This is a genomic window from Klebsiella sp. Shm-1, assembly GCF_040804525.1.
GTDB lineage: Bacteria > Pseudomonadota > Gammaproteobacteria > Enterobacterales > Enterobacteriaceae > Klebsiella > Klebsiella pneumoniae.
Map to the genome: position 1 here is coordinate 4,974,913 of NZ_CP161823.1, position 19,917 is coordinate 4,994,829.

12 protein-coding genes, 6 tRNA genes and 3 rRNA genes are annotated in these 19,917 nt (G+C 52.4%); 1 reads left to right on the top strand and 20 read right to left on the bottom strand.

Going from position 1 to position 19,917, the window contains the following annotated elements; all coding sequences use genetic code 11:
* Position 1: 1 nt before the first annotated feature.
* From rpoB to AB1E37_RS24300, 12 genes are all read right to left on the bottom strand, one after another.
* Entirely contained in the window at positions 2-4,030 is a 4,029-nt protein-coding gene (rpoB, locus tag AB1E37_RS24245) for a DNA-directed RNA polymerase subunit beta (protein WP_004901914.1), read from the bottom strand.
* 324 nt (positions 4,031-4,354) lie between these two features.
* Positions 4,355-4,720, bottom strand: a complete 366-nt coding sequence (gene rplL, locus AB1E37_RS24250; protein WP_002884142.1) for a 50S ribosomal protein L7/L12 — start codon at positions 4,718-4,720, stop codon at positions 4,355-4,357.
* 66 nt (positions 4,721-4,786) lie between these two features.
* Complete coding sequence (gene rplJ, locus AB1E37_RS24255; protein ID WP_001207203.1) at positions 4,787-5,284, bottom strand: 50S ribosomal protein L10; 498 nt, start codon at positions 5,282-5,284, stop codon at positions 4,787-4,789.
* Positions 5,285-5,697: 413 nt separating this feature from the next.
* On the bottom strand, positions 5,698-6,402 hold the full coding sequence (gene rplA / locus AB1E37_RS24260; RefSeq protein WP_002884036.1) for a 50S ribosomal protein L1: 705 nt from the start codon (positions 6,400-6,402) through the stop codon (positions 5,698-5,700).
* Positions 6,403-6,405: 3 nt separating this feature from the next.
* Positions 6,406-6,834 (bottom strand): 50S ribosomal protein L11, encoded by a 429-nt coding sequence (gene rplK, locus AB1E37_RS24265; protein ID WP_002884034.1) that lies wholly within the window; start codon positions 6,832-6,834, stop codon positions 6,406-6,408.
* Between the two features lie 156 nt (positions 6,835-6,990).
* The gene (nusG, locus tag AB1E37_RS24270) at positions 6,991-7,536 is read right to left on the bottom strand and encodes a transcription termination/antitermination protein NusG (RefSeq protein ID WP_001287521.1); all 546 of its coding nucleotides are present in this window, start codon (positions 7,534-7,536) and stop codon (positions 6,991-6,993) included.
* Position 7,537: 1 nt separating this feature from the next.
* The gene (gene secE, locus AB1E37_RS24275; RefSeq protein ID WP_002883772.1) at positions 7,538-7,921 is read right to left on the bottom strand and encodes a preprotein translocase subunit SecE; all 384 of its coding nucleotides are present in this window, start codon (positions 7,919-7,921) and stop codon (positions 7,538-7,540) included.
* 336 nt (positions 7,922-8,257) lie between these two features.
* Complete coding sequence (tuf, locus tag AB1E37_RS24280) at positions 8,258-9,442, bottom strand: elongation factor Tu (RefSeq protein WP_004174069.1); 1,185 nt, start codon at positions 9,440-9,442, stop codon at positions 8,258-8,260.
* A 115-nt stretch (positions 9,443-9,557) separates the two neighbouring features.
* A tRNA-Thr gene (locus tag AB1E37_RS24285) sits at positions 9,558-9,633 on the bottom strand.
* Positions 9,634-9,638: 5 nt separating this feature from the next.
* Positions 9,639-9,713: transfer RNA gene (locus AB1E37_RS24290), tRNA-Gly, on the bottom strand.
* Between the two features lie 115 nt (positions 9,714-9,828).
* Positions 9,829-9,913 (bottom strand) — tRNA-Tyr (locus tag AB1E37_RS24295).
* Between the two features lie 10 nt (positions 9,914-9,923).
* Positions 9,924-9,999, bottom strand: a tRNA-Thr gene (locus AB1E37_RS24300).
* A gap of 428 nt (positions 10,000-10,427) precedes the next feature.
* Here AB1E37_RS24300 and coaA point away from each other — a divergent pair.
* The gene (gene coaA / locus AB1E37_RS24305; RefSeq protein ID WP_002883524.1) at positions 10,428-11,378 is read left to right on the top strand and encodes a type I pantothenate kinase; all 951 of its coding nucleotides are present in this window, start codon (positions 10,428-10,430) and stop codon (positions 11,376-11,378) included.
* A gap of 25 nt (positions 11,379-11,403) precedes the next feature.
* Here the strand turns inward: coaA and birA are convergent, their stop codons facing one another.
* From birA to hemG, 8 genes are all read right to left on the bottom strand, one after another.
* Positions 11,404-12,366: a bifunctional biotin--[acetyl-CoA-carboxylase] ligase/biotin operon repressor BirA gene (birA, locus tag AB1E37_RS24310; protein WP_002883521.1), complete on the bottom strand. Its 963-nt coding sequence runs from the start codon at positions 12,364-12,366 to the stop codon at positions 11,404-11,406.
* Positions 12,363-13,391 (bottom strand): UDP-N-acetylmuramate dehydrogenase, encoded by a 1,029-nt coding sequence (gene murB, locus AB1E37_RS24315; RefSeq protein WP_004901905.1) that lies wholly within the window; start codon positions 13,389-13,391, stop codon positions 12,363-12,365. The genes birA and murB overlap by 4 nt, the downstream gene beginning before the upstream one ends.
* 417 nt (positions 13,392-13,808) lie before the next feature.
* Positions 13,809-13,924, bottom strand: a 5S ribosomal RNA gene (gene rrf / locus AB1E37_RS24320).
* Between the two features lie 196 nt (positions 13,925-14,120).
* A 23S ribosomal RNA gene (locus tag AB1E37_RS24325) occupies positions 14,121-17,024 on the bottom strand.
* Between the two features lie 169 nt (positions 17,025-17,193).
* Positions 17,194-17,269 (bottom strand) — tRNA-Ala (locus tag AB1E37_RS24330).
* Between the two features lie 36 nt (positions 17,270-17,305).
* A tRNA-Ile gene (locus AB1E37_RS24335) sits at positions 17,306-17,382 on the bottom strand.
* A gap of 69 nt (positions 17,383-17,451) precedes the next feature.
* A 16S ribosomal RNA gene (locus tag AB1E37_RS24340) occupies positions 17,452-18,990 on the bottom strand.
* The 16S, 23S and 5S rRNA genes sit together here with 2 tRNA genes alongside, the layout of an rRNA operon.
* Before the next feature lie 387 nt (positions 18,991-19,377).
* Positions 19,378-19,911 (bottom strand): menaquinone-dependent protoporphyrinogen IX dehydrogenase, encoded by a 534-nt coding sequence (gene hemG, locus AB1E37_RS24345; protein WP_002883453.1) that lies wholly within the window; start codon positions 19,909-19,911, stop codon positions 19,378-19,380.
* Positions 19,912-19,917 lie beyond the last annotated feature (6 nt).

The window sequence follows — 19,917 nt, forward strand, 5'->3', positions numbered from 1 at the left end:
ATTACTCGTCTTCCAGTTCGATGTTGATGCCCAGCGAGCGAATTTCTTTCAACAGTACGTTGAAGGATTCCGGCATGCCCGGTTCCATCTGGTGATTGCCGTCCACGATGTTTTTATACATCTTGGTACGACCGTTCACGTCATCAGACTTAACGGTGAGCATTTCCTGCAGGGTGTAGGCCGCGCCGTATGCTTCCAGCGCCCACACTTCCATCTCACCGAAGCGCTGACCACCGAACTGCGCCTTACCACCCAGCGGCTGCTGAGTAACCAGGCTGTAAGAACCGGTGGAACGAGCGTGCATTTTGTCGTCGACCAGGTGGTTCAGTTTCAGCATGTACATGTAACCCACGGTTACCGGACGTTCGAACTGTTCACCGGTGCGGCCATCAAACAGGGTGATCTGACCGGAAGTCGGCAGGTCGCCCAGCTGCAGCAGCTCTTTGATTTCAGCTTCTTTCGCACCGTCGAATACCGGCGTTGCGATCGGCATGCCTTTACGCAGGTTTTCAGCCAGACGCAGAACTTCTTCATCGCTGAAGGTATTCAGGTCAACTTTCTGGCGAACGTCAGCGCCCAGATCGTAAGCACGCTGGATGAATTCGCGCAGTTTCGCGACTTCCTGCTGCTGTTTCAGCATGGCGTTGATCTTATCGCCGATGCCTTTTGCAGCCATACCCAGGTGAGTTTCAAGGATCTGACCGATGTTCATACGAGACGGTACGCCCAGCGGGTTCAGTACGATATCTACCGGCGTACCGTTAGCATCGTGCGGCATATCTTCGATCGGGTTGATCTTAGAGATAACACCCTTGTTACCGTGACGACCTGCCATCTTATCACCAGGCTGGATACGGCGTTTAACGGCCAGATATACCTTAACAATCTTCAGCACGCCCGGTGCCAGATCGTCGCCTTGGGTGATTTTACGGCGTTTCGCTTCGAGTTTTTTCTCGAACTCGTGTTTCAGTTCGTCATACTGCTCAGCCAGCTGTTCCAGCTGATTTTGTTTCTCTTCGTCGGTCAGGCCCAGTTCCAGCCAGCGATCGCGAGGCAGCTTGTCGAGCTTCTCAGCTTCAACGCCACCGGAGACCAGCACCGCGTAGATACGACTGAACAGACCGGCTTCGAGGATCTGCAGTTCTTCAGACAGGTCTTTTTTGGCCTGCTTCAGCTGCATCTCTTCGATTTCCAGAGCACGTTTGTCTTTTTCTACGCCGTCACGGGTAAAGACCTGAACGTCGATAACGGTACCAGAGACACCGTTCGGTACGCGCAGAGAAGAGTCTTTAACATCAGACGCTTTCTCACCGAAGATCGCGCGCAGCAGTTTCTCTTCCGGCGTCAGCTGGGTTTCACCTTTCGGCGTTACCTTACCAACCAGAATGTCGCCGCCGGTCACTTCCGCACCGATATAAACGATACCGGATTCATCCAGTTTGGAGAGCGCAGCTTCACCCACGTTCGGGATGTCAGCGGTGATCTCTTCCGGCCCCAGCTTGGTGTCACGGGACACGCACGCCAGTTCCTGAATGTGGATAGTGGTGAAACGGTCTTCCTGGACAACACGCTCGGAAACGAGGATGGAGTCTTCGAAGTTGTAACCGTTCCACGGCATGAACGCTACACGCATGTTCTGACCCAGCGCCAGCTCACCGAGGTCGGTGGACGGGCCGTCTGCCAGCACGTCGCCGCGCTCAATAGGTTCGCCCAGGGACACGCAAGGCATCTGGTTGATGCAGGTGTTCTGGTTAGAACGGGTGTACTTGGTCAGGTTATAGATGTCGATACCTGCTTCGCCCGGGTACATCTCGTCTTCGTTAACTTTGATAACGATACGGGAAGCATCCACGTACTGAACGGTACCGCCACGTTTAGCCACGGCAGTAACACCGGAGTCAACGGCAACAGCACGTTCCATACCGGTACCAACCAGCGGCTTATCAGCGCGCAGAGTCGGAACCGCCTGACGTTGCATGTTCGCACCCATCAATGCACGGTTGGCGTCATCGTGTTCCAGGAACGGGATCAGGGACGCACCGACGGATACCACCTGCTGGGTGGATACGTCCATGTAGTCAACCTGGTCGCGGCTGAACAAGCTGGATTCGCCTTTGCTACGGCAGGTAACCAGATCTTCTACGAAGTGGCCGTTTTCATCCAGGTTGGAGTTCGCCTGAGCGATAACGTAGTTGCCTTCTTCGATAGCAGACAGGTAGTGAATTTCGTCAGTAACCACACCGTCGGTCACTTTACGATACGGCGTCTCAAGGAAGCCATATTCGTTGGTCTGCGCGTACACGGACAGGGAGTTAATCAGACCGATGTTCGGACCTTCAGGCGTTTCGATCGGACATACGCGACCGTAGTGGGTCGGGTGTACGTCTCGAACTTCGAAGCCTGCGCGCTCACGGGTCAGACCGCCTGGGCCGAGTGCGGAGATACGACGTTTGTGCGTAATCTCAGACAGCGGGTTGTTCTGGTCCATAAACTGAGACAGCTGGCTAGAACCAAAGAACTCTTTCACTGCTGCGGAAATCGGCTTGGCGTTGATCATATCCTGAGGCATCAGGGTATCCAGATCGCCAAGAGACAGACGCTCTTTCACCGCACGCTCTACACGTACCAGGCCAACGCGGAACTGGTTTTCCGCCATTTCGCCAACGGAACGGATACGACGGTTGCCGAGGTGGTCGATATCGTCCACTTCGCCTTTACCGTTACGGATATCGATGAGCTTCTTCATCACTTCGATGATGTCGTCTTTGCTCAGGATACCGGAACCTTCGATTTCGTCGCGCAGCAGAGAACGGTTGAACTTCATACGACCAACCGCGGACAGATCGTAGCGGTCTTCTGAGAAGAACAGGTTCTCAAACAGACTTTCAGCGGCTTCACGAGTCGGCGGCTCGCCAGGGCGCATCATGCGGTAGATTTCTACCAGCGCGCTCAGACGATCGTTAGTCGGGTCGACGCGTACCGTTTCAGAGATGTACGGGCCGTGGTCCAGATCGTTGGTGAACAGCGTTTCGATACGCTTGTGGCCAGACTGGCTCAGCTTAGCCAGCAGATCCAGGCTCAGCTCCATGTTCGCCGGGCAGATCAGTTCGCCAGTCGCTTCATCGATATAGTCTTTAGCCGCCACTTTGCCCGCGATATATTCAACTGGCACTTCGATATGCTTGATATCGTCTTTTTCCAGCTGACGGATATGACGAGCCGTGATGCGACGGCCTTTCTCAACGTACACTTTGCCGTTGGCTTCGATATCGAAGGAGGCAGTTTCACCGCGCAGACGCTCCGGAATCAGCTCCATCTGCAGCTTGTTGTCGCGAATTTCAAAGACCACTTTTTCGAAGAACAGGTCAAGGATCTGCTCAGTGGTGTAATTCAGCGCGCGCAGGATGATGGTAGCCGGCAGCTTACGACGACGGTCGATACGAACGAACAGGTTGTCTTTCGGGTCGAATTCGAAGTCCAGCCAGGAACCGCGGTAAGGGATGATACGTGCGTTATACAGAACCTTACCGGAGGAGTGGGTCTTACCTTTGTCACTGTCAAAGAAGACGCCCGGGCTACGGTGCAGCTGAGAAACGATAACACGCTCGGTACCGTTGATAACAAAGGTACCGTTGTCGGTCATGAGCGGAATTTCGCCCATGTAGACTTCTTGTTCTTTAATGTCTTTGACGGTGCCTTCTGGCGCTTCGCGCTCGTAGATCACCAGACGCAGTTTTACGCGCAGCGGTGCAGAATAAGTCACGCCACGGATCTGACATTCTTTAACGTCAAAAACCGGTTCGCCCAGACGGTAGCTGACGTATTGCAGCTCGGAATTACCGCTGTAGCTCTGAATCGGGAATACGGAACGGAAAGCAGCTTCCAGACCATACTGCCCTTCAGGATCTTGCTCGATAAACTTCTGGAACGAGTCAAGCTGGATAGAAAGGAGATATGGCACATCCAGAACTTGTGGACGTTTACCAAAATCCTTACGAATACGTTTTTTCTCGGTATAGGAGTAAACCATAGGGTTCCTCAGCTCGCTGACAAGTCGACCCATCTGCCCGCAGAGGGCAGTTTTTTATGCAACACTATTTTGTTGACCGGAAAATGGAACACTTTCCGCAATGCCTGTTGCTATCACGCTTAAACCATTTCATTGCGATTTACACAGCCCAGGAACCCTAACCTGTCGCAGTATATTAAGTCGTCGATAGAAACAAGCATTGAGAGGCAAACCAGTAGTCAAACAGCGTGAAACGCTACTGGCGCCTTACAGCGCAAAAAGGCTGGTGACCAAAAAGTCACCAGCCTCAGCCTGATTTCTCAGGCTGCAACCGGAAGGGTTGGCTTATTTAACTTCAACTTCAGCGCCAGCTTCTTCCAGAGATTTTTTCAGAGCTTCAGCGTCGTCTTTGCTGATGCCTTCTTTCAGTGCAGCCGGAGCAGATTCTACCAGGTCTTTAGCTTCTTTCAGACCCAGGCCAGTTGCGCCACGTACTGCTTTGATAACAGCAACTTTGTTAGCGCCAGCAGCTTTCAGAATTACGTCGAATTCAGTTTTTTCTTCAGCAGCTTCAACCGGGCCAGCAGCTACAGCTACAGCAGCAGCAGCGGAAACACCGAATTTTTCTTCCATTGCAGAGATCAGCTCAACAACGTCCATTACGGACATAGCGGATACTGCTTCAATGATTTGATCTTTAGTGATAGACATTTAAATTGTTCCTGAATATCAGAATAAGTTTATACGTAAGCGAATGCTTTACAAAGATAACTGCGATTAAGCAGCTTCTTTCGCATCGCGTACAGCAGCCAGAGTACGAACCAGTTTGCCAGCCGAAGCTTCTTTCATGGTTGCCATCAGGCGTGCAATTGCTTCTTCGTAGGTCGGCAGAGTTGCCAGGCGGTCGATCTGCGACGCCGGGATCAGCTCACCTTCAAAGGCAGCGGCTTTGACCTCAAATTTTGCATTCGCTTTCGCGAACTCTTTGAACAGACGAGCAGCAGCGCCCGGGTGTTCCATAGAGTATGCAATCAGGGTCGGACCAACAAACGTGTCTTTCAGGCACTCGAACTGAGTACCTTCAACGACGCGGCGCAGCAGGGTGTTACGAACAACACGCATGTATACGCCAGCTTCACGACCTGCTTTACGCAGTTCAGTCATTTTATCTACAGTTACGCCACGGGAATCCGCAACTACTGCAGACAGCGCGCCTTTGGCTACTTCGCTGACTTCAGCAACAATCGCTTGTTTGTCTTGAAGATTTAAAGCCATTAGCTTTGCTCCTGGATGTTTGCCAGAGCCTATGCTCTGGAACTCACTTCACTCAATTCAACGAAAAGAGCGTCTAAATACGGTGAGCAGAAACAAGCCAGAATATCCAAAAATAATCTTAGCGTTCTGTCACCGTCTACGCAGGGGATTAAGTTTCTTGCGAAACACCTGCGGTCTTCGACGGAGGCCTGGATAGGCCAGGCTCCAACGAACAAATTCTTCCTATGACTTCGTCCTTCGAACCGCAGCGGCGTTAGCTGCTCTCGTTCACACCGGTCATGTAGTTAACTACACTCCCGGTGATTCACTCGATTGCTGCCTTGCTGCAATTCAAATGACTCGCATAGCGTCTGTCTTATTGACAGAATCGTGGGGGTAAGATTGTAGACAAAATCACCGCCCACGTAAAGGCATTAGTTTGCAGAAGCGTTCAGGCCAGCCTGATCTACTGCAACACCTGCACCCATAGTGGTGGAGATGCTAACTTTCTTGATGTACACGCCTTTCGCCTGAGTCGGTTTTGCTTTTTTCAGCGCAACCAGCAGAGCTTCCAGGTTTTCTTTCAGTTTGTCAGCGTCAAAGTCCACTTTACCGATGGTGGTGTGGATGATGCCGTTTTTGTCGTTACGGTAACGAACCTGGCCTGCTTTCGCGTTTTTAACCGCTTCAGCAACGTTCGGAGTTACGGTACCTACTTTCGGGTTCGGCATCAGGCCACGCGGACCCAGAACCTGGCCCAGCTGGCCAACAACGCGCATTGCATCCGGGGAAGCAATAACAACGTCAAAGTTCATTTCGCCTTTTTTGATCTGCTCAGCCAGATCTTCCATACCTACCAGCTCAGCGCCTGCAGCTTTAGCAGCTTCAGCGTTTGCGCCTTGGGTAAATACGGCTACGCGAACGGAACGGCCAGTACCGTGCGGCAGTACAGTTGCGCCACGGACGTTCTGGTCAGATTTACGAGCGTCGATGCCGAGGTTAACGGCAACGTCTACGCTTTCGGTAAATTTAGCGGTGGCCAGCTCTTTCAGCAGAGCAATGGCTTCGTTGATGTCGTACTGTTTAGTTGCATCAACTTTCTCACGGATCACGCGCATGCGCTTGGTCAGTTTAGCCATTTCTTAGTCCTCCACTACCAGGCCCATGGAACGTGCAGTACCTTCGATGGAGCGAGTCATCGCTTCAATGTCGGCACCAGTCATGTCGGCAGCTTTGGTCTGCGCGATTTCCTGCAGCTGAGCGCGGGAGATTTTACCCACTTTATCTTTGTTCGGCTTACCGGAACCAGACTTGATGCCTGCAGCTTTCTTCAGCAGAACAGCAGCCGGCGGAGTCTTGGTAACAAAGGTAAAGGAACGGTCAGCGTAAACGGTGATAACAACCGGGATCGGCAGACCTTTCTCCAGGGAATCAGTTTTGGCGTTGAACGCTTTGCAGAATTCCATGATGTTCACGCCCTGCTGACCCAGTGCTGGGCCGACCGGCGGGCTCGGGTTCGCCATACCAGCTGCAACCTGCAGCTTGACGTAGGCTTGGACTTTCTTAGCCATTCTTAAATCCTCAAATTGGGTATTAACGCTTCAGAGAAGCTCCCCGTGATTAAACATCGTTTTACGGGCCGGGCCCATAAAAACAAAAGGCGCGGAATTGTATGCCAATTTCGCGCCCTATGCAACGATTAAATCGCTGCTTTTTTGATCGCCGACTTACGCCTTCTCAACCTGGCTGAAGTCCAGTTCTACCGGGGTCGCACGACCGAAGATAGAAACGGAAACTTTCAGGCGGGACTTCTCATAGTCCACTTCTTCCACCACGCCGTTAAAGTCAGCGAACGGACCGTCGTTAACGCGAACCATTTCACCCGGTTCAAACAGCGTTTTCGGACGCGGCTTATCGCCAACCTGCTGCAGACGATTCATGATGGCGTCGACTTCTTTGTCGCTGATCGGCGCCGGACGGTCAGAGGTGCCGCCGATGAAGCCCATCACGCGCGGTACGCTGCGCACCAGGTGCCAGCTTGCGTCGTTCATGACCATCTGAACCAGGACATAGCCCGGGAAGAATTTACGTTCGCTTTTGCGACGCTGGCCGCCACGGATCTCAACCACTTCTTCGGTCGGGACCATGACTTCGCCAAATAACTCTTCCATGTTGTGTAATTTGATATGTTCACGCAGCGACGTGGCTACGCGACCTTCAAAACCGGAAAACGCCTGAACGACGTACCAGCGCTTTTTAGGAGCTTCAGACATCTCAGAACCTCAGGCCAGTGATAAAGGAGACCAGGCGAACCAGAATACCATCCAGTCCCCACAGGATCAGTGACATTACTGCAGTCACGGCAGCAACAATCAGCGTAGTATGCAGCGTTTCCTGGCGAGTCGGCCAAATCACTTTACGAACTTCGGTTCTCGCTTCGCGAGCAAAAGCAACGGTCGCCTTACCTTTCGTCGTCAACAGCGCGACGCCACCGGCAGCAGCAATAAGAATAACCACGGCCAGCGCACGCACCGCCAGCATAATGTCACGATAAAGGAAGTTGCCCACGATCGCCACGATCAGCAGCACGGCAACGATAATCCACTTCATCGCTTCCAGGCCGCGCCCGCTCCCTTGAGCTTCGGTATTCGCACTCATAAACCAACCTGTCAGAAGTATTCTACAAACAATTTCACCCCGCGGGGGCGAGGCGATCCAAACCGAAATTAAGTTTCGGATTATACACTTAACTATTCAAATTGCTTCAATGTTGACGGTGGTGTCACTCCTGCCCTGCTGTTGCAAAGAAGGAGTTGATTAGCCGTCGCCCTGAGGCTCGAATGGTTTGGTGTATAAACGCCCTCTTCAGAGCCTGTCTCAGCAATGATTATGACAAATAAAATCACTGATGAGCCAGGTTCTGGTGTGAAAGCGTGCAAAAAGGGCATCAAATGATGCCCTTTTATTGCGCATTGCGTCAAATGTTATCAGCGATTAGCCGAGAACTTTAGCAACCACGCCCGCGCCAACGGTACGACCGCCTTCACGGATTGCGAAACGCAGACCGTCGTCCATCGCGATCGGGTGGATCAGGGTAACAACCATTTTGATGTTGTCGCCCGGCATTACCATCTCTACGCCTTCCGGCAGTTCGATGGTGCCAGTCACGTCAGTAGTACGGAAGTAGAACTGCGGACGGTAGCCTTTGAAGAACGGAGTATGACGGCCGCCTTCGTCTTTGGACAGGATGTACACTTCAGATTCGAACTTGGTGTGCGGGTTGATGGTGCCCGGCTTAGCCAGTACCTGACCACGTTCGATTTCTTCACGTTTGATACCACGCAGCAGAACACCTACGTTCTCACCAGCACGGCCTTCGTCCAGCAGTTTGCGGAACATTTCAACGCCAGTACAGGTGGTTTTCGCGGTTTCTTTGATACCAACGATTTCAACTTCTTCACCTACTTTGATGATACCGCGCTCTACACGACCGGTAACAACGGTACCACGACCAGAGATGGAGAATACGTCTTCGATCGGCAGCAGGAACGGCTTGTCAATCGCACGCTCTGGTTCCGGGATATAGGTATCCAGGTGGCCAGCCAGTTCGATGATTTTCGCTTCCCACTCTGCGTCGCCTTCCAGCGCTTTCAGAGCAGAACCACGAACGATCGGGGTGTCGTCGCCCGGGAAATCGTACTGAGACAGCAGTTCACGAACTTCCATCTCAACCAGTTCCAGCAGCTCTTCGTCATCAACCATGTCGCATTTGTTCAGGAACACGATGATGTACGGAACACCTACCTGACGACCCAGCAGGATGTGCTCACGAGTCTGCGGCATCGGGCCGTCAGTCGCAGCAACAACCAGGATCGCGCCGTCCATCTGCGCAGCACCGGTGATCATGTTTTTAACATAGTCGGCGTGGCCCGGGCAGTCTACGTGCGCGTAGTGGCGAGTCGGGGTGTCATATTCAACGTGAGAGGTGTTGATGGTGATACCACGAGCTTTTTCTTCCGGCGCGTTATCGATCTGGTCGAATGCGCGAGCGGAACCACCGTAGGTTTTAGCCAGTACGGTAGTGATGGCAGCGGTCAGCGTTGTTTTACCATGGTCAACGTGGCCGATAGTACCGACGTTAACGTGCGGTTTTGTACGTTCAAACTTTTCTTTAGACATCGATTGTCCCTCTAAGACACGGATAAATCGGTGATATCACCACATCAACCAGGCAACATGCCCGACTTGTTGAATGAACATAACAGAAGAGAAACAGGGAAGGAGAGAAAAGAAGTGGTGCTGATACCCAGAGTCGAACTGGGGACCTCACCCTTACCAAGGGTGCGCTCTACCAACTGAGCCATATCAGCACGTCTGGAGCGGGCAGCGGGAATCGAACCCGCATCATCAGCTTGGAAGGCTGAGGTAATAGCCATTATACGATGCCCGCATCCTGAAACTCGGCTACCCAGTTCTTTCTGTAATACTAAAGAGACTGCTCTCTTTAGTATTGAGCTGATTAGTTTACCCAACCAACTCCGGCTCCGCAAAGCGTCGCCAGAAAGTGGTGGTGGGGGAAGGATTCGAACCTTCGAAGTCGATGACGGCAGATTTACAGTCTGCTCCCTTTGGCCGCTCGGGAACCCCACCCAAATTGTTATGGTGCCGACTACCGGAATCGAACTGGTGACCTACTGATTACAAGTCAGTTGCTCTACCTACTGAGCTAAGTCGGCATCAAGTAGCGCGCATTCTAGGGAGAGGAGCGAGTTCATGCAACTAAAAATTTGCATAAAACGTTCTCTTGCTCACATTTTGTGCTCTCACGCGAAAAAACGGTGTAATTTCAAGCAGCGGAGTGCAAATATTCGCCAATAATTCGGCGCTTCAGGCGCTGTCCGATCATCTCCGGTTACCTCTATCGCATGCTGACCGCTGACGGAAAAGATTCAGGCCGCTAACCTAGCCTGTTAGCAAAGGCCATGCTTTGCAAAGAATAAGAAACTTATTCTTCTCTTGTGATGCTGGCGCGAGAAAGCAGCATTCAATGAGTTTTTTTCTTATTATTCCCGGCAATCTGGTGTTACCCTCCTGCCCATTGTCCTGATTAACTCGTGTGAAGCATCACCGTTTCAAGGTATTCGGTGATAGTAAGAACATGCTTATGAGCCAAAAAGAGCAGACGTTAATGACACCGTACCTACAATTTAACCGCCACCAATGGGCTGCACTTCGTGATTCTGTCCCGATGACGTTAACCGAGGAAGAAATCACGCGGTTAAAAGGCATCAACGAAGATCTCTCTCTGGAAGAGGTTGCCGAGATCTATTTGCCGCTGTCGCGTTTGCTCAACTTCTATATCAGTTCTAACCTGCGTCGCCAGGCTGTTCTCGAACAATTTCTTGGCACCAATGGTCAGCGAATTCCCTATATTATCAGTATCGCTGGCAGCGTTGCGGTAGGAAAAAGCACCACCGCCCGCGTTCTGCAAGCTTTGCTTAGTCGTTGGCCGGAGCATCGCCATGTCGAACTCATTACCACTGACGGTTTTTTGCACCCTAACTCGGTTTTAAAAGAACGTGGGTTAATGAAGAAGAAAGGCTTTCCGCAGTCCTATGATATGCATCGCCTGGTGAAGTTTGTCTCCGATCTCAAATCAGGGGTACCGCAGGCAACCGCGCCGGTTTATTCCCATCTGATTTATGATGTTATTCCCAACGGTGACAAAACCGTCGCGCAACCGGATATTTTAATTCTTGAAGGGCTGAATGTTCTGCAAAGTGGAATGGATTATCCGCACGATCCCCATCATGTATTCGTTTCCGATTTTGTCGACTTTTCTATTTATGTCGATGCCCCGGAAGAATTATTGAAAAGCTGGTATATCAACCGCTTTCTTAAATTCCGGGAAGGGGCGTTTACCGATCCGGATTCCTATTTCCATAATTACGCTAAGCTCTCGAAGGAAGAAGCGGTAGATATTGCCACTTCGCTATGGAATGAAATCAACCTAATGAATCTTAAAGAAAATATTCTTCCAACTCGCGAGCGCGCCAGCCTGATCATGACTAAGAGCGCCAATCACTCAGTGAATCAGGTACGCTTACGTAAATAAAATAAGGGAGCCGAAGCTCCCTTTTTTATTCTGCACTGCGCAATGATATTTCACCACCCACCCAGGCTTTTATTACACCATCCTGCTCCAGCAATAGTGCGCCCTGGGCGTCAATGCCACGCGAAATGCCGTAAATTTCTTTATCACCGATAATCAGTTTCACCGGGCGATGAATAAAGTTATCCAGTTTTTCCCAGCGCGGTAGATAGGGAGCCAATCCTTCCTGCTCGAACAGCTCCAGTCCCAGGCGCAGCTCTTTAATCAGGCGCGCGGCGAGGAGGTTACGGTCGATGACCACCCCCGCTTCCTGAAGGCTGATCCATCCCTGATTGACGACATCAGACTCCACGCGACGCATCACAAGGTTGATACCCGCGCCGCTGACGATTTGTGCGGCATCGCCCGTTTTCCCCGTCAGTTCCACGAGGATCCCTGACAGCTTACGATCCTGCAGGTAAATATCGTTTGGCCATTTCACGCGAACCTGTTCGGCCCCGAGCTGCTGCAGAACTTCAGCGATCACAATACCGATCACCAGGCTTAGACCAATAGCCGCTGCCGGGCCCTGCTCCAGACGCCAGTACATCGAGAGATAGAGATTCGCGCCAAAGGGCGAAAACCATTTTCTGCCTCGCCGGCCTCGCCCTGCTTGCTGATATTCAGCCACACAGGCATCTCCGGACGTCAGCTCATCAAGCCTGTCCAGCAAATACTGGTTAGTAGAGTCGATGACGGGAAGGACCGTCACTCGGCCATGGTCTATCTCTTGAGAAATCTTTTTCTCATCTAATAGATGAATAGGCTCCGGCAGGCTGTAACCCTTGCCCGGCACAGTAAACACATCGACGCCCCAGTCACGTAAGGTCTGGATGTGCTTATTAATCGCCGCCCGGCTCATGCCTAACTGCTCACCAAGCTGTTCGCCAGAGTGAAACTCGCCATCAGCAAGGATAGAAATTAGCGTTAAAGGGATAGTATGGTCTTTCACGCAATGCTCTCCTCTGCGTTGACTTCACCATGCGTGCCAATGAAGCGCACCTCGGGCTGAAGCCATACATCGAATTTCGCACCCACCCGCTGGCGAACATAATGAGCAAGTTTCACCACATCCTCGCTGGTCGCTCGATCTTCATTAATCAGTACCAGCGCCTGCTGCCGATGGACGGCAGCGCCGCCGATGCGTTGTCCTTTGAGCTCACATTGATCGATTAGCCAGCCAGCGGCCAGCTTGACGCTGCCATTTGCCTGCGGATAGTGCGGTGCATGAGGGAACTGCGCCAGCAGCGCTTCCGCAATCTGAGCGCTGACGATCGGGTTCTTAAAAAAGCTGCCGGCATTACCGTTAATCTTTGGATCCGGCAATTTAGTCATTCGCATATGACAGACCGCATCAAATACCTGCTGCGGCGTGACGGTCTGCGGATCGAGACGCGTTAAATCACCGTAACTCAGTACAGGCTGCCATGTTTTCGCTAACGATAAGCCAATCGCGACGATGGCATAGCGGTCCTGATATTCATGTTTGAAGATACTGTCGCGATAGCCAAAACGGCATTCCGCGGCTGAAAGACGTTGCTTACGCCCGGTTTCCAGCTCAATGCAGTCAACATATTCGCAAACCCGCTGTAGCTCAACGCCGTAGGCGCCAATATTCTGGATCGGCGAAGATCCTGCGCAGCCAGGGATTAACGCCAGATTTTCCAGACCTGGCATCGCATGCTGTAGCGTGAACTGCACCAACTGATGCCAGTTTTCGCCGGCGCCGACGTGCAAGCGCCAGGCTTCCGGCGTTTCGCTCACCTCGATCCCCATAATCCGGTTGAGGATCACCGTACCGGCATAGTCGTTCAGAAACAGGACATTACTGCCTTCCCCAAGGATCAGCGTGGGTTCGCCTGCCGCGGCAGCGGTTTGCCAGGCGCTTAGCAACTGTTGCTCAGTTTCGGCGCGTACTATCGTCTTGGCGAAGCGTTCAATGCCAAAGGTATTCCAGGGTTTGAGGGAGTGGTTCATAGTGGCTTCCTGATGCAAAATCGGCGTTAGTTTATCGTATCTGGCGGGGGAAGGCTTGTCTGATTACAGGGGCAATGATATTGCGGGGCGTTACCGGTGGTGATGTGGTGTACCGGTGCGGGCTACAGAACGCGACAGGCCCGTAGCCCCGGTAAGCGCAGCGCCACCGGGGAGACATGCCGGCACGCTGGCCGGACGACAGAAACGCAAAAAGCCCATCCGGCAGGATGGGCTCTTCACTTGTTTGATGCCTGGCAGTTTATGGCGGGCGTCCTGCCCGCCACCCTCCGGGCCGTTGCTGCGCAACGTTCAAATCCGCTCCCGGCGGATTTGTCCTACTCTGGAGAGCGCTCACCGACAAACAACAGATAAAACAAAAAGCCCGGTCTTTCGACCGGGCTTTTTGCTTTATTTGATGCCTGGCAGTTCCCTACTCTCACATGGGGAGACCCCACACTACCATCGGCGCTACGGCGTTTCACTTCTGAGTTCGGCATGGGGTCAGGTGGGACCACCGCGCTAGTGCCGCCAGGCAAATTCTTTGTGCTCAGTACGCAATTCTTTATCGCATCAGCTGCGTTGCCTGCGCTCGTAAAGTCAGTCACATACTTCAGTATGCTCCTTCCTTTCCGTCGCTTGTCGCCTTGCTGCTGCGCAAATTATTGCGTACTCAACTCTGAATCTAAGCTGAAAATTCTCTCAAATCCGCCAAAACATCTTCGGCGTTGTAAGGTTAAGCCTCACGGTTCATTAGTACCGGTTAGCTCAACGCATCGCTGCGCTTACACACCCGGCCTATCAACGTCGTCGTCTTCAACGTTCCTTCAGGAGACTTAAAGTCTCAGGGAGAACTCATCTCGGGGCAAGTTTCGTGCTTAGATGCTTTCAGCACTTATCTCTTCCGCATTTAGCTACCGGGCAGTGCCATTGGCATGACAACCCGAACACCAGTGATGCGTCCACTCCGGTCCTCTCGTACTAGGAGCAGCCCCCCTCAATTCTCCAGCGCCCACGGCAGATAGGGACCGAACTGTCTCACGACGTTCTAAACCCAGCTCGCGTACCACTTTAAATGGCGAACAGCCATACCCTTGGGACCTACTTCAGCCCCAGGATGTGTGATGAGCCGACATCGAGGTGCCAAACACCGCCGTCGATATGAACTCTTGGGCGGTATCAGCCTGTTATCCCCGGAGTACCTTTTATCCGTTGAGCGATGGCCCTTCCATTCAGAACCACCGGATCACTATGACCTGCTTTCGCACCTGCTCGCGCCGTCACGCTCGCAGTCAAGCTAGCTTATGCCATTGCACTAACCTCCTGATGTCCGACCAGGATTAGCTAACCTTCGTGCTCCTCCGTTACGCTTTGGGAGGAGACCGCCCCAGTCAAACTACCCACCAGACACTGTCCGCAACCCCGGTAAGGGGCCAACGTTAGAACATCAAACATTAAAGGGTGGTATTTCAAGGTTGGCTCCACGCAGACTGGCGTCCACGCTTCAAAGCCTCCCACCTATCCTACACATCAAGGCTCAATGTTCAGTGTCAAGCTATAGTAAAGGTTCACGGGGTCTTTCCGTCTTGCCGCGGGTACACTGCATCTTCACAGCGAGTTCAATTTCACTGAGTCTCGGGTGGAGACAGCCTGGCCATCATTACGCCATTCGTGCAGGTCGGAACTTACCCGACAAGGAATTTCGCTACCTTAGGACCGTTATAGTTACGGCCGCCGTTTACCGGGGCTTCGATCAAGAGCTTCTCCTTACGGATAACCCCATCAATTAACCTTCCGGCACCGGGCAGGCGTCACACCGTATACGTCCACTTTCGTGTTTGCACAGTGCTGTGTTTTTAATAAACAGTTGCAGCCAGCTGGTATCTTCGACTGGTCTCAGCTCCATCCGCAGGGACTTCACCTACACACCAGCGTGCCTTCTCCCGAAGTTACGGCACCATTTTGCCTAGTTCCTTCACCCGAGTTCTCTCAAGCGCCTTGGTATTCTCTACCTGACCACCTGTGTCGGTTTGGGGTACGATTTGATGTTACCTGATGCTTAGAGGCTTTTCCTGGAAGCAGGGCATTTGTTACTTCAGCACCGTAGTGCCTCGTCATCACACCTCAGCCTTGATTATCCGGATTTGCCTGGACAACCAGCCTACATGCTTAAACCGGGACAACCGTCGCCCGGCTAACATAGCCTTCTCCGTCCCCCCTTCGCAGTAACACCAAGTACAGGAATATTAACCTGTTTCCCATCGACTACGCCTTTCGGCCTCGCCTTAGGGGTCGACTCACCCTGCCCCGATTAACGTTGGACAGGAACCCTTGGTCTTCCGGCGAGCGGGCTTTTCACCCGCTTTATCGTTACTTATGTCAGCATTCGCACTTCTGATACCTCCAGCAACCCTCACAGGTCACCTTCGCAGGCTTACAGAACGCTCCCCTACCCAACAACACATAGTGTCGCTGCCGCAGCTTCGGTGCATGGTTTAGCCCCGTTACATCTTCCGCGCAGGCCGACTCGACCAGTGAGCTATTACGCTTTCTTTAAATGATGGCTGCTTCTAAGCCAACATCCTGGCTGTCTGTGCCTTCCCACATCGTTTCCCACTTAACCATGACTTTGGGACCTTAGCTGGCGGTCTGGGTTGTTTCCCTCTTCACGACGGACGTTAGCACCCGCCGTGTGTCTCCCGTGATAACATTCTTCGGTATTCGTAGTTTGCATCGGGTTGGTAAGTCGGGATGACCCCCTAGCCGAAACAGTGCTCTACCCCCGAAGATGAATTCACGAGGCGCTACCTAAATAGCTTTCGGGGAGAACCAGCTATCTCCCGGTTTGATTGGCCTTTCACCCCCAGCCACAAGTCATCCGCTAATTTTTCAACATTAGTCGGTTCGGTCCTCCAGTTAGTGTTACCCAACCTTCAACCTGCCCATGGCTAGATCACCGGGTTTCGGGTCTATACCCTGCAACTTAACGCCCAGTTAAGACTCGGTTTCCCTGCGGCTCCCCTATACGGTTAACCTTGCTACAGAATATAAGTCGCTGACCCATTATACAAAAGGTACGCAGTCACACCCGAAGGTGCTCCCACTGCTTGTACGTACACGGTTTCAGGTTCTTTTTCACTCCCCTCGCCGGGGTTCTTTTCGCCTTTCCCTCACGGTACTGGTTCACTATCGGTCAGTCAGGAGTATTTAGCCTTGGAGGATGGTCCCCCCATATTCAGACAGGATACCACGTGTCCCGCCCTACTCTTCGAGTTCACAACCTGTGCATTTTGGTGTACGGGACTATCACCCTGTACCGTCGGACTTTCCAGACCGTTCCACTAACACACAAGCTGATTCAGACTCTGGGCTGCTCCCCGTTCGCTCGCCGCTACTGGGGGAATCTCGGTTGATTTCTTTTCCTCGGGGTACTTAGATGTTTCAGTTCCCCCGGTTCGCCTCGTTAACCTATGTATTCAGTTAACGATAGTGCAACGAATTGCACTGGGTTTCCCCATTCGGACATCGCCGGTTATAACGGTTCATATCACCTTACCGACGCTTTTCGCAGATTAGCACGTCCTTCATCGCCTCTGACTGCCAGGGCATCCACCGTGTACGCTTAGTCGCTTAACCTCACAACCCGAAGATGTTTCACTTCTGATTGCGAAAATTTGAGAGACTCGAACACACATTGACTGTGTGTCGTTTCAATTTTCAGCTTGATCCAGATTTTTAAAGAGCAAAACTTCGCAGTGCACCTTTTCAGGTTCACTCTGAAGTTTTCTTGTGTTCGCAGTAAAGATGGTGGAGCTATGCGGGATCGAACCGCAGACCTCCTGCGTGCAAAGCAGGCGCTCTCCCAGCTGAGCTATAGCCCCATCGTTTGCAACCTCTTCAAATTTGCTTCGCAAATTTGGTAGGCCTGAGTGGACTTGAACCACCGACCTCACCCTTATCAGGGGTGCGCTCTAACCACCTGAGCTACAAGCCTGTAGAGGTTTTTACTGCTGTTTTTCATCAGACAATCTGTGTGAGCACTGCAAAGGCAGGTTCTTTAAGGTAAGGAGGTGATCCAACCGCAGGTTCCCCTACGGTTACCTTGTTACGACTTCACCCCAGTCATGAATCACAAAGTGGTAAGCGCCCTCCCGAAGGTTAAGCTACCTACTTCTTTTGCAACCCACTCCCATGGTGTGACGGGCGGTGTGTACAAGGCCCGGGAACGTATTCACCGTAGCATTCTGATCTACGATTACTAGCGATTCCGACTTCATGGAGTCGAGTTGCAGACTCCAATCCGGACTACGACATACTTTATGAGGTCCGCTTGCTCTCGCGAGGTCGCTTCTCTTTGTATATGCCATTGTAGCACGTGTGTAGCCCTGGTCGTAAGGGCCATGATGACTTGACGTCATCCCCACCTTCCTCCAGTTTATCACTGGCAGTCTCCTTTGAGTTCCCGGCCGAACCGCTGGCAACAAAGGATAAGGGTTGCGCTCGTTGCGGGACTTAACCCAACATTTCACAACACGAGCTGACGACAGCCATGCAGCACCTGTCTCACAGTTCCCGAAGGCACCAATCCATCTCTGGAAAGTTCTGTGGATGTCAAGACCAGGTAGGTTCTTCGCGTTGCATCGAATTAAACCACATGCTCCACCGCTTGTGCGGGCCCCCGTCAATTCATTTGAGTTTTAACCTTGCGGCCGTACTCCCCAGGCGGTCGATTTAACGCGTTAGCTCCGGAAGCCACGCCTCAAGGGCACAACCTCCAAATCGACATCGTTTACGGCGTGGACTACCAGGGTATCTAATCCTGTTTGCTCCCCACGCTTTCGCACCTGAGCGTCAGTCTTTGTCCAGGGGGCCGCCTTCGCCACCGGTATTCCTCCAGATCTCTACGCATTTCACCGCTACACCTGGAATTCTACCCCCCTCTACAAGACTCTAGCCTGCCAGTTTCGAATGCAGTTCCCAGGTTAAGCCCGGGGATTTCACATCCGACTTGACAGACCGCCTGCGTGCGCTTTACGCCCAGTAATTCCGATTAACGCTTGCACCCTCCGTATTACCGCGGCTGCTGGCACGGAGTTAGCCGGTGCTTCTTCTGCGGGTAACGTCAATCGCCAAGGTTATTAACCTTAACGCCTTCCTCCCCGCTGAAAGTGCTTTACAACCCGAAGGCCTTCTTCACACACGCGGCATGGCTGCATCAGGCTTGCGCCCATTGTGCAATATTCCCCACTGCTGCCTCCCGTAGGAGTCTGGACCGTGTCTCAGTTCCAGTGTGGCTGGTCATCCTCTCAGACCAGCTAGGGATCGTCGCCTAGGTGAGCCGTTACCCCACCTACTAGCTAATCCCATCTGGGCACATCTGATGGCATGAGGCCCGAAGGTCCCCCACTTTGGTCTTGCGACATTATGCGGTATTAGCTACCGTTTCCAGTAGTTATCCCCCTCCATCAGGCAGTTTCCCAGACATTACTCACCCGTCCGCCGCTCGTCACCCGAGAGCAAGCTCTCTGTGCTACCGCTCGACTTGCATGTGTTAGGCCTGCCGCCAGCGTTCAATCTGAGCCATGATCAAACTCTTCAATTTAAGTTTGATGCTCAAAGAATTAAACTTCGTAATGAATTACGTGTTCACTCTTGAGACTTGGTATTCATTTTTCGTCCGAGGACGTTAAGAATCCATGTCACTTTGAGTGCCCACACAGATTGTCTGATAAATTGTTAAAGAGCAGTGCCGCTTCGTTTTCGCTGTGGCGCGGGGTGTGCATATTACGCTTTCCCGCTGCAGAGTCAAGCATTTATTTTTGCTTTTCTCTGCGAGGTTCTCACCGGAACCCCGCTGACCCGGCGGCTTGTTTGCCGTTGTTCCGTGTCAGTGGAGGCGCATTATAGGGAGTAATTCTGAGGTGACAAGGGGAAATGCAAAAAAACTTTTCGTTCGCTCGATTTTCCATCACAACGCGAGTTTTACGCGCTATTTGCGCGCCATTTGTGCGATTTCCCGAGCAAACCGGGATACCTGTTGCCAGTCGGTATAGACCACTTCTTTGCGGGTATCCGTTTCACCCCCGGTCATTTTCATAATCAGGCGGATCATAAACCGATCGTACCAGCTGTAGCGCGGGTAGCGCAGCGCGCCGGCAAATACCGCGCAGCTCTGCGGCTGCCACGGCGAGTTCAGCAGAAACTTACGCGTATAGCTGTTGGTCTGCGGCGTGCGCTTCTCGGGTTTACGCGCCACCAGGTTAACCGAAAAGAATGCCCCCGGCAGCGCCTGCAATGCTGCCAGATGCTTTTTCACAAAGCGGTCCACCGCCGGATGAAAGTGCCCGTAGCGAATCGACGCGCCAATGACCACCCGATCGTAGTGATGCCATTCGACGACATCGGTACGGTTCAGGTTCAGGGTGTCCGCATCGATGCCCAGCTCTTTAAGCTCAGAAGCGAGAAACGAAGCGATTTCACGGGTCTGCCCGTCGCGGGTGGAGAAGAGAATTAAAGTTTTCACGAGCAC

Coding starts and splice junctions, on each gene's coding strand:
- rplJ (WP_001207203.1), bottom strand. CDS start 5,284: ATGGCTTTAAATCTTCAAGACAAACAAGCGATTGTTGCTGAAGTCAGC.
- rpoB (WP_004901914.1), bottom strand. CDS start 4,030: ATGGTTTACTCCTATACCGAGAAAAAACGTATTCGTAAGGATTTTGGT.
- rplK (WP_002884034.1), bottom strand. CDS start 6,834: ATGGCTAAGAAAGTCCAAGCCTACGTCAAGCTGCAGGTTGCAGCTGGT.
- secE (WP_002883772.1), bottom strand. CDS start 7,921: ATGAGTGCGAATACCGAAGCTCAAGGGAGCGGGCGCGGCCTGGAAGCG.
- coaA (WP_002883524.1), top strand. CDS start 10,428: ATGAGCCAAAAAGAGCAGACGTTAATGACACCGTACCTACAATTTAAC.
- murB (WP_004901905.1), bottom strand. CDS start 13,391: ATGAACCACTCCCTCAAACCCTGGAATACCTTTGGCATTGAACGCTTC.
- rplA (WP_002884036.1), bottom strand. CDS start 6,402: ATGGCTAAACTGACCAAGCGCATGCGCGTGATCCGTGAGAAAGTTGAT.
- rplL (WP_002884142.1), bottom strand. CDS start 4,720: ATGTCTATCACTAAAGATCAAATCATTGAAGCAGTATCCGCTATGTCC.
- nusG (WP_001287521.1), bottom strand. CDS start 7,536: ATGTCTGAAGCTCCTAAAAAGCGCTGGTACGTCGTTCAGGCGTTTTCC.
- tuf (WP_004174069.1), bottom strand. CDS start 9,442: ATGTCTAAAGAAAAGTTTGAACGTACAAAACCGCACGTTAACGTCGGT.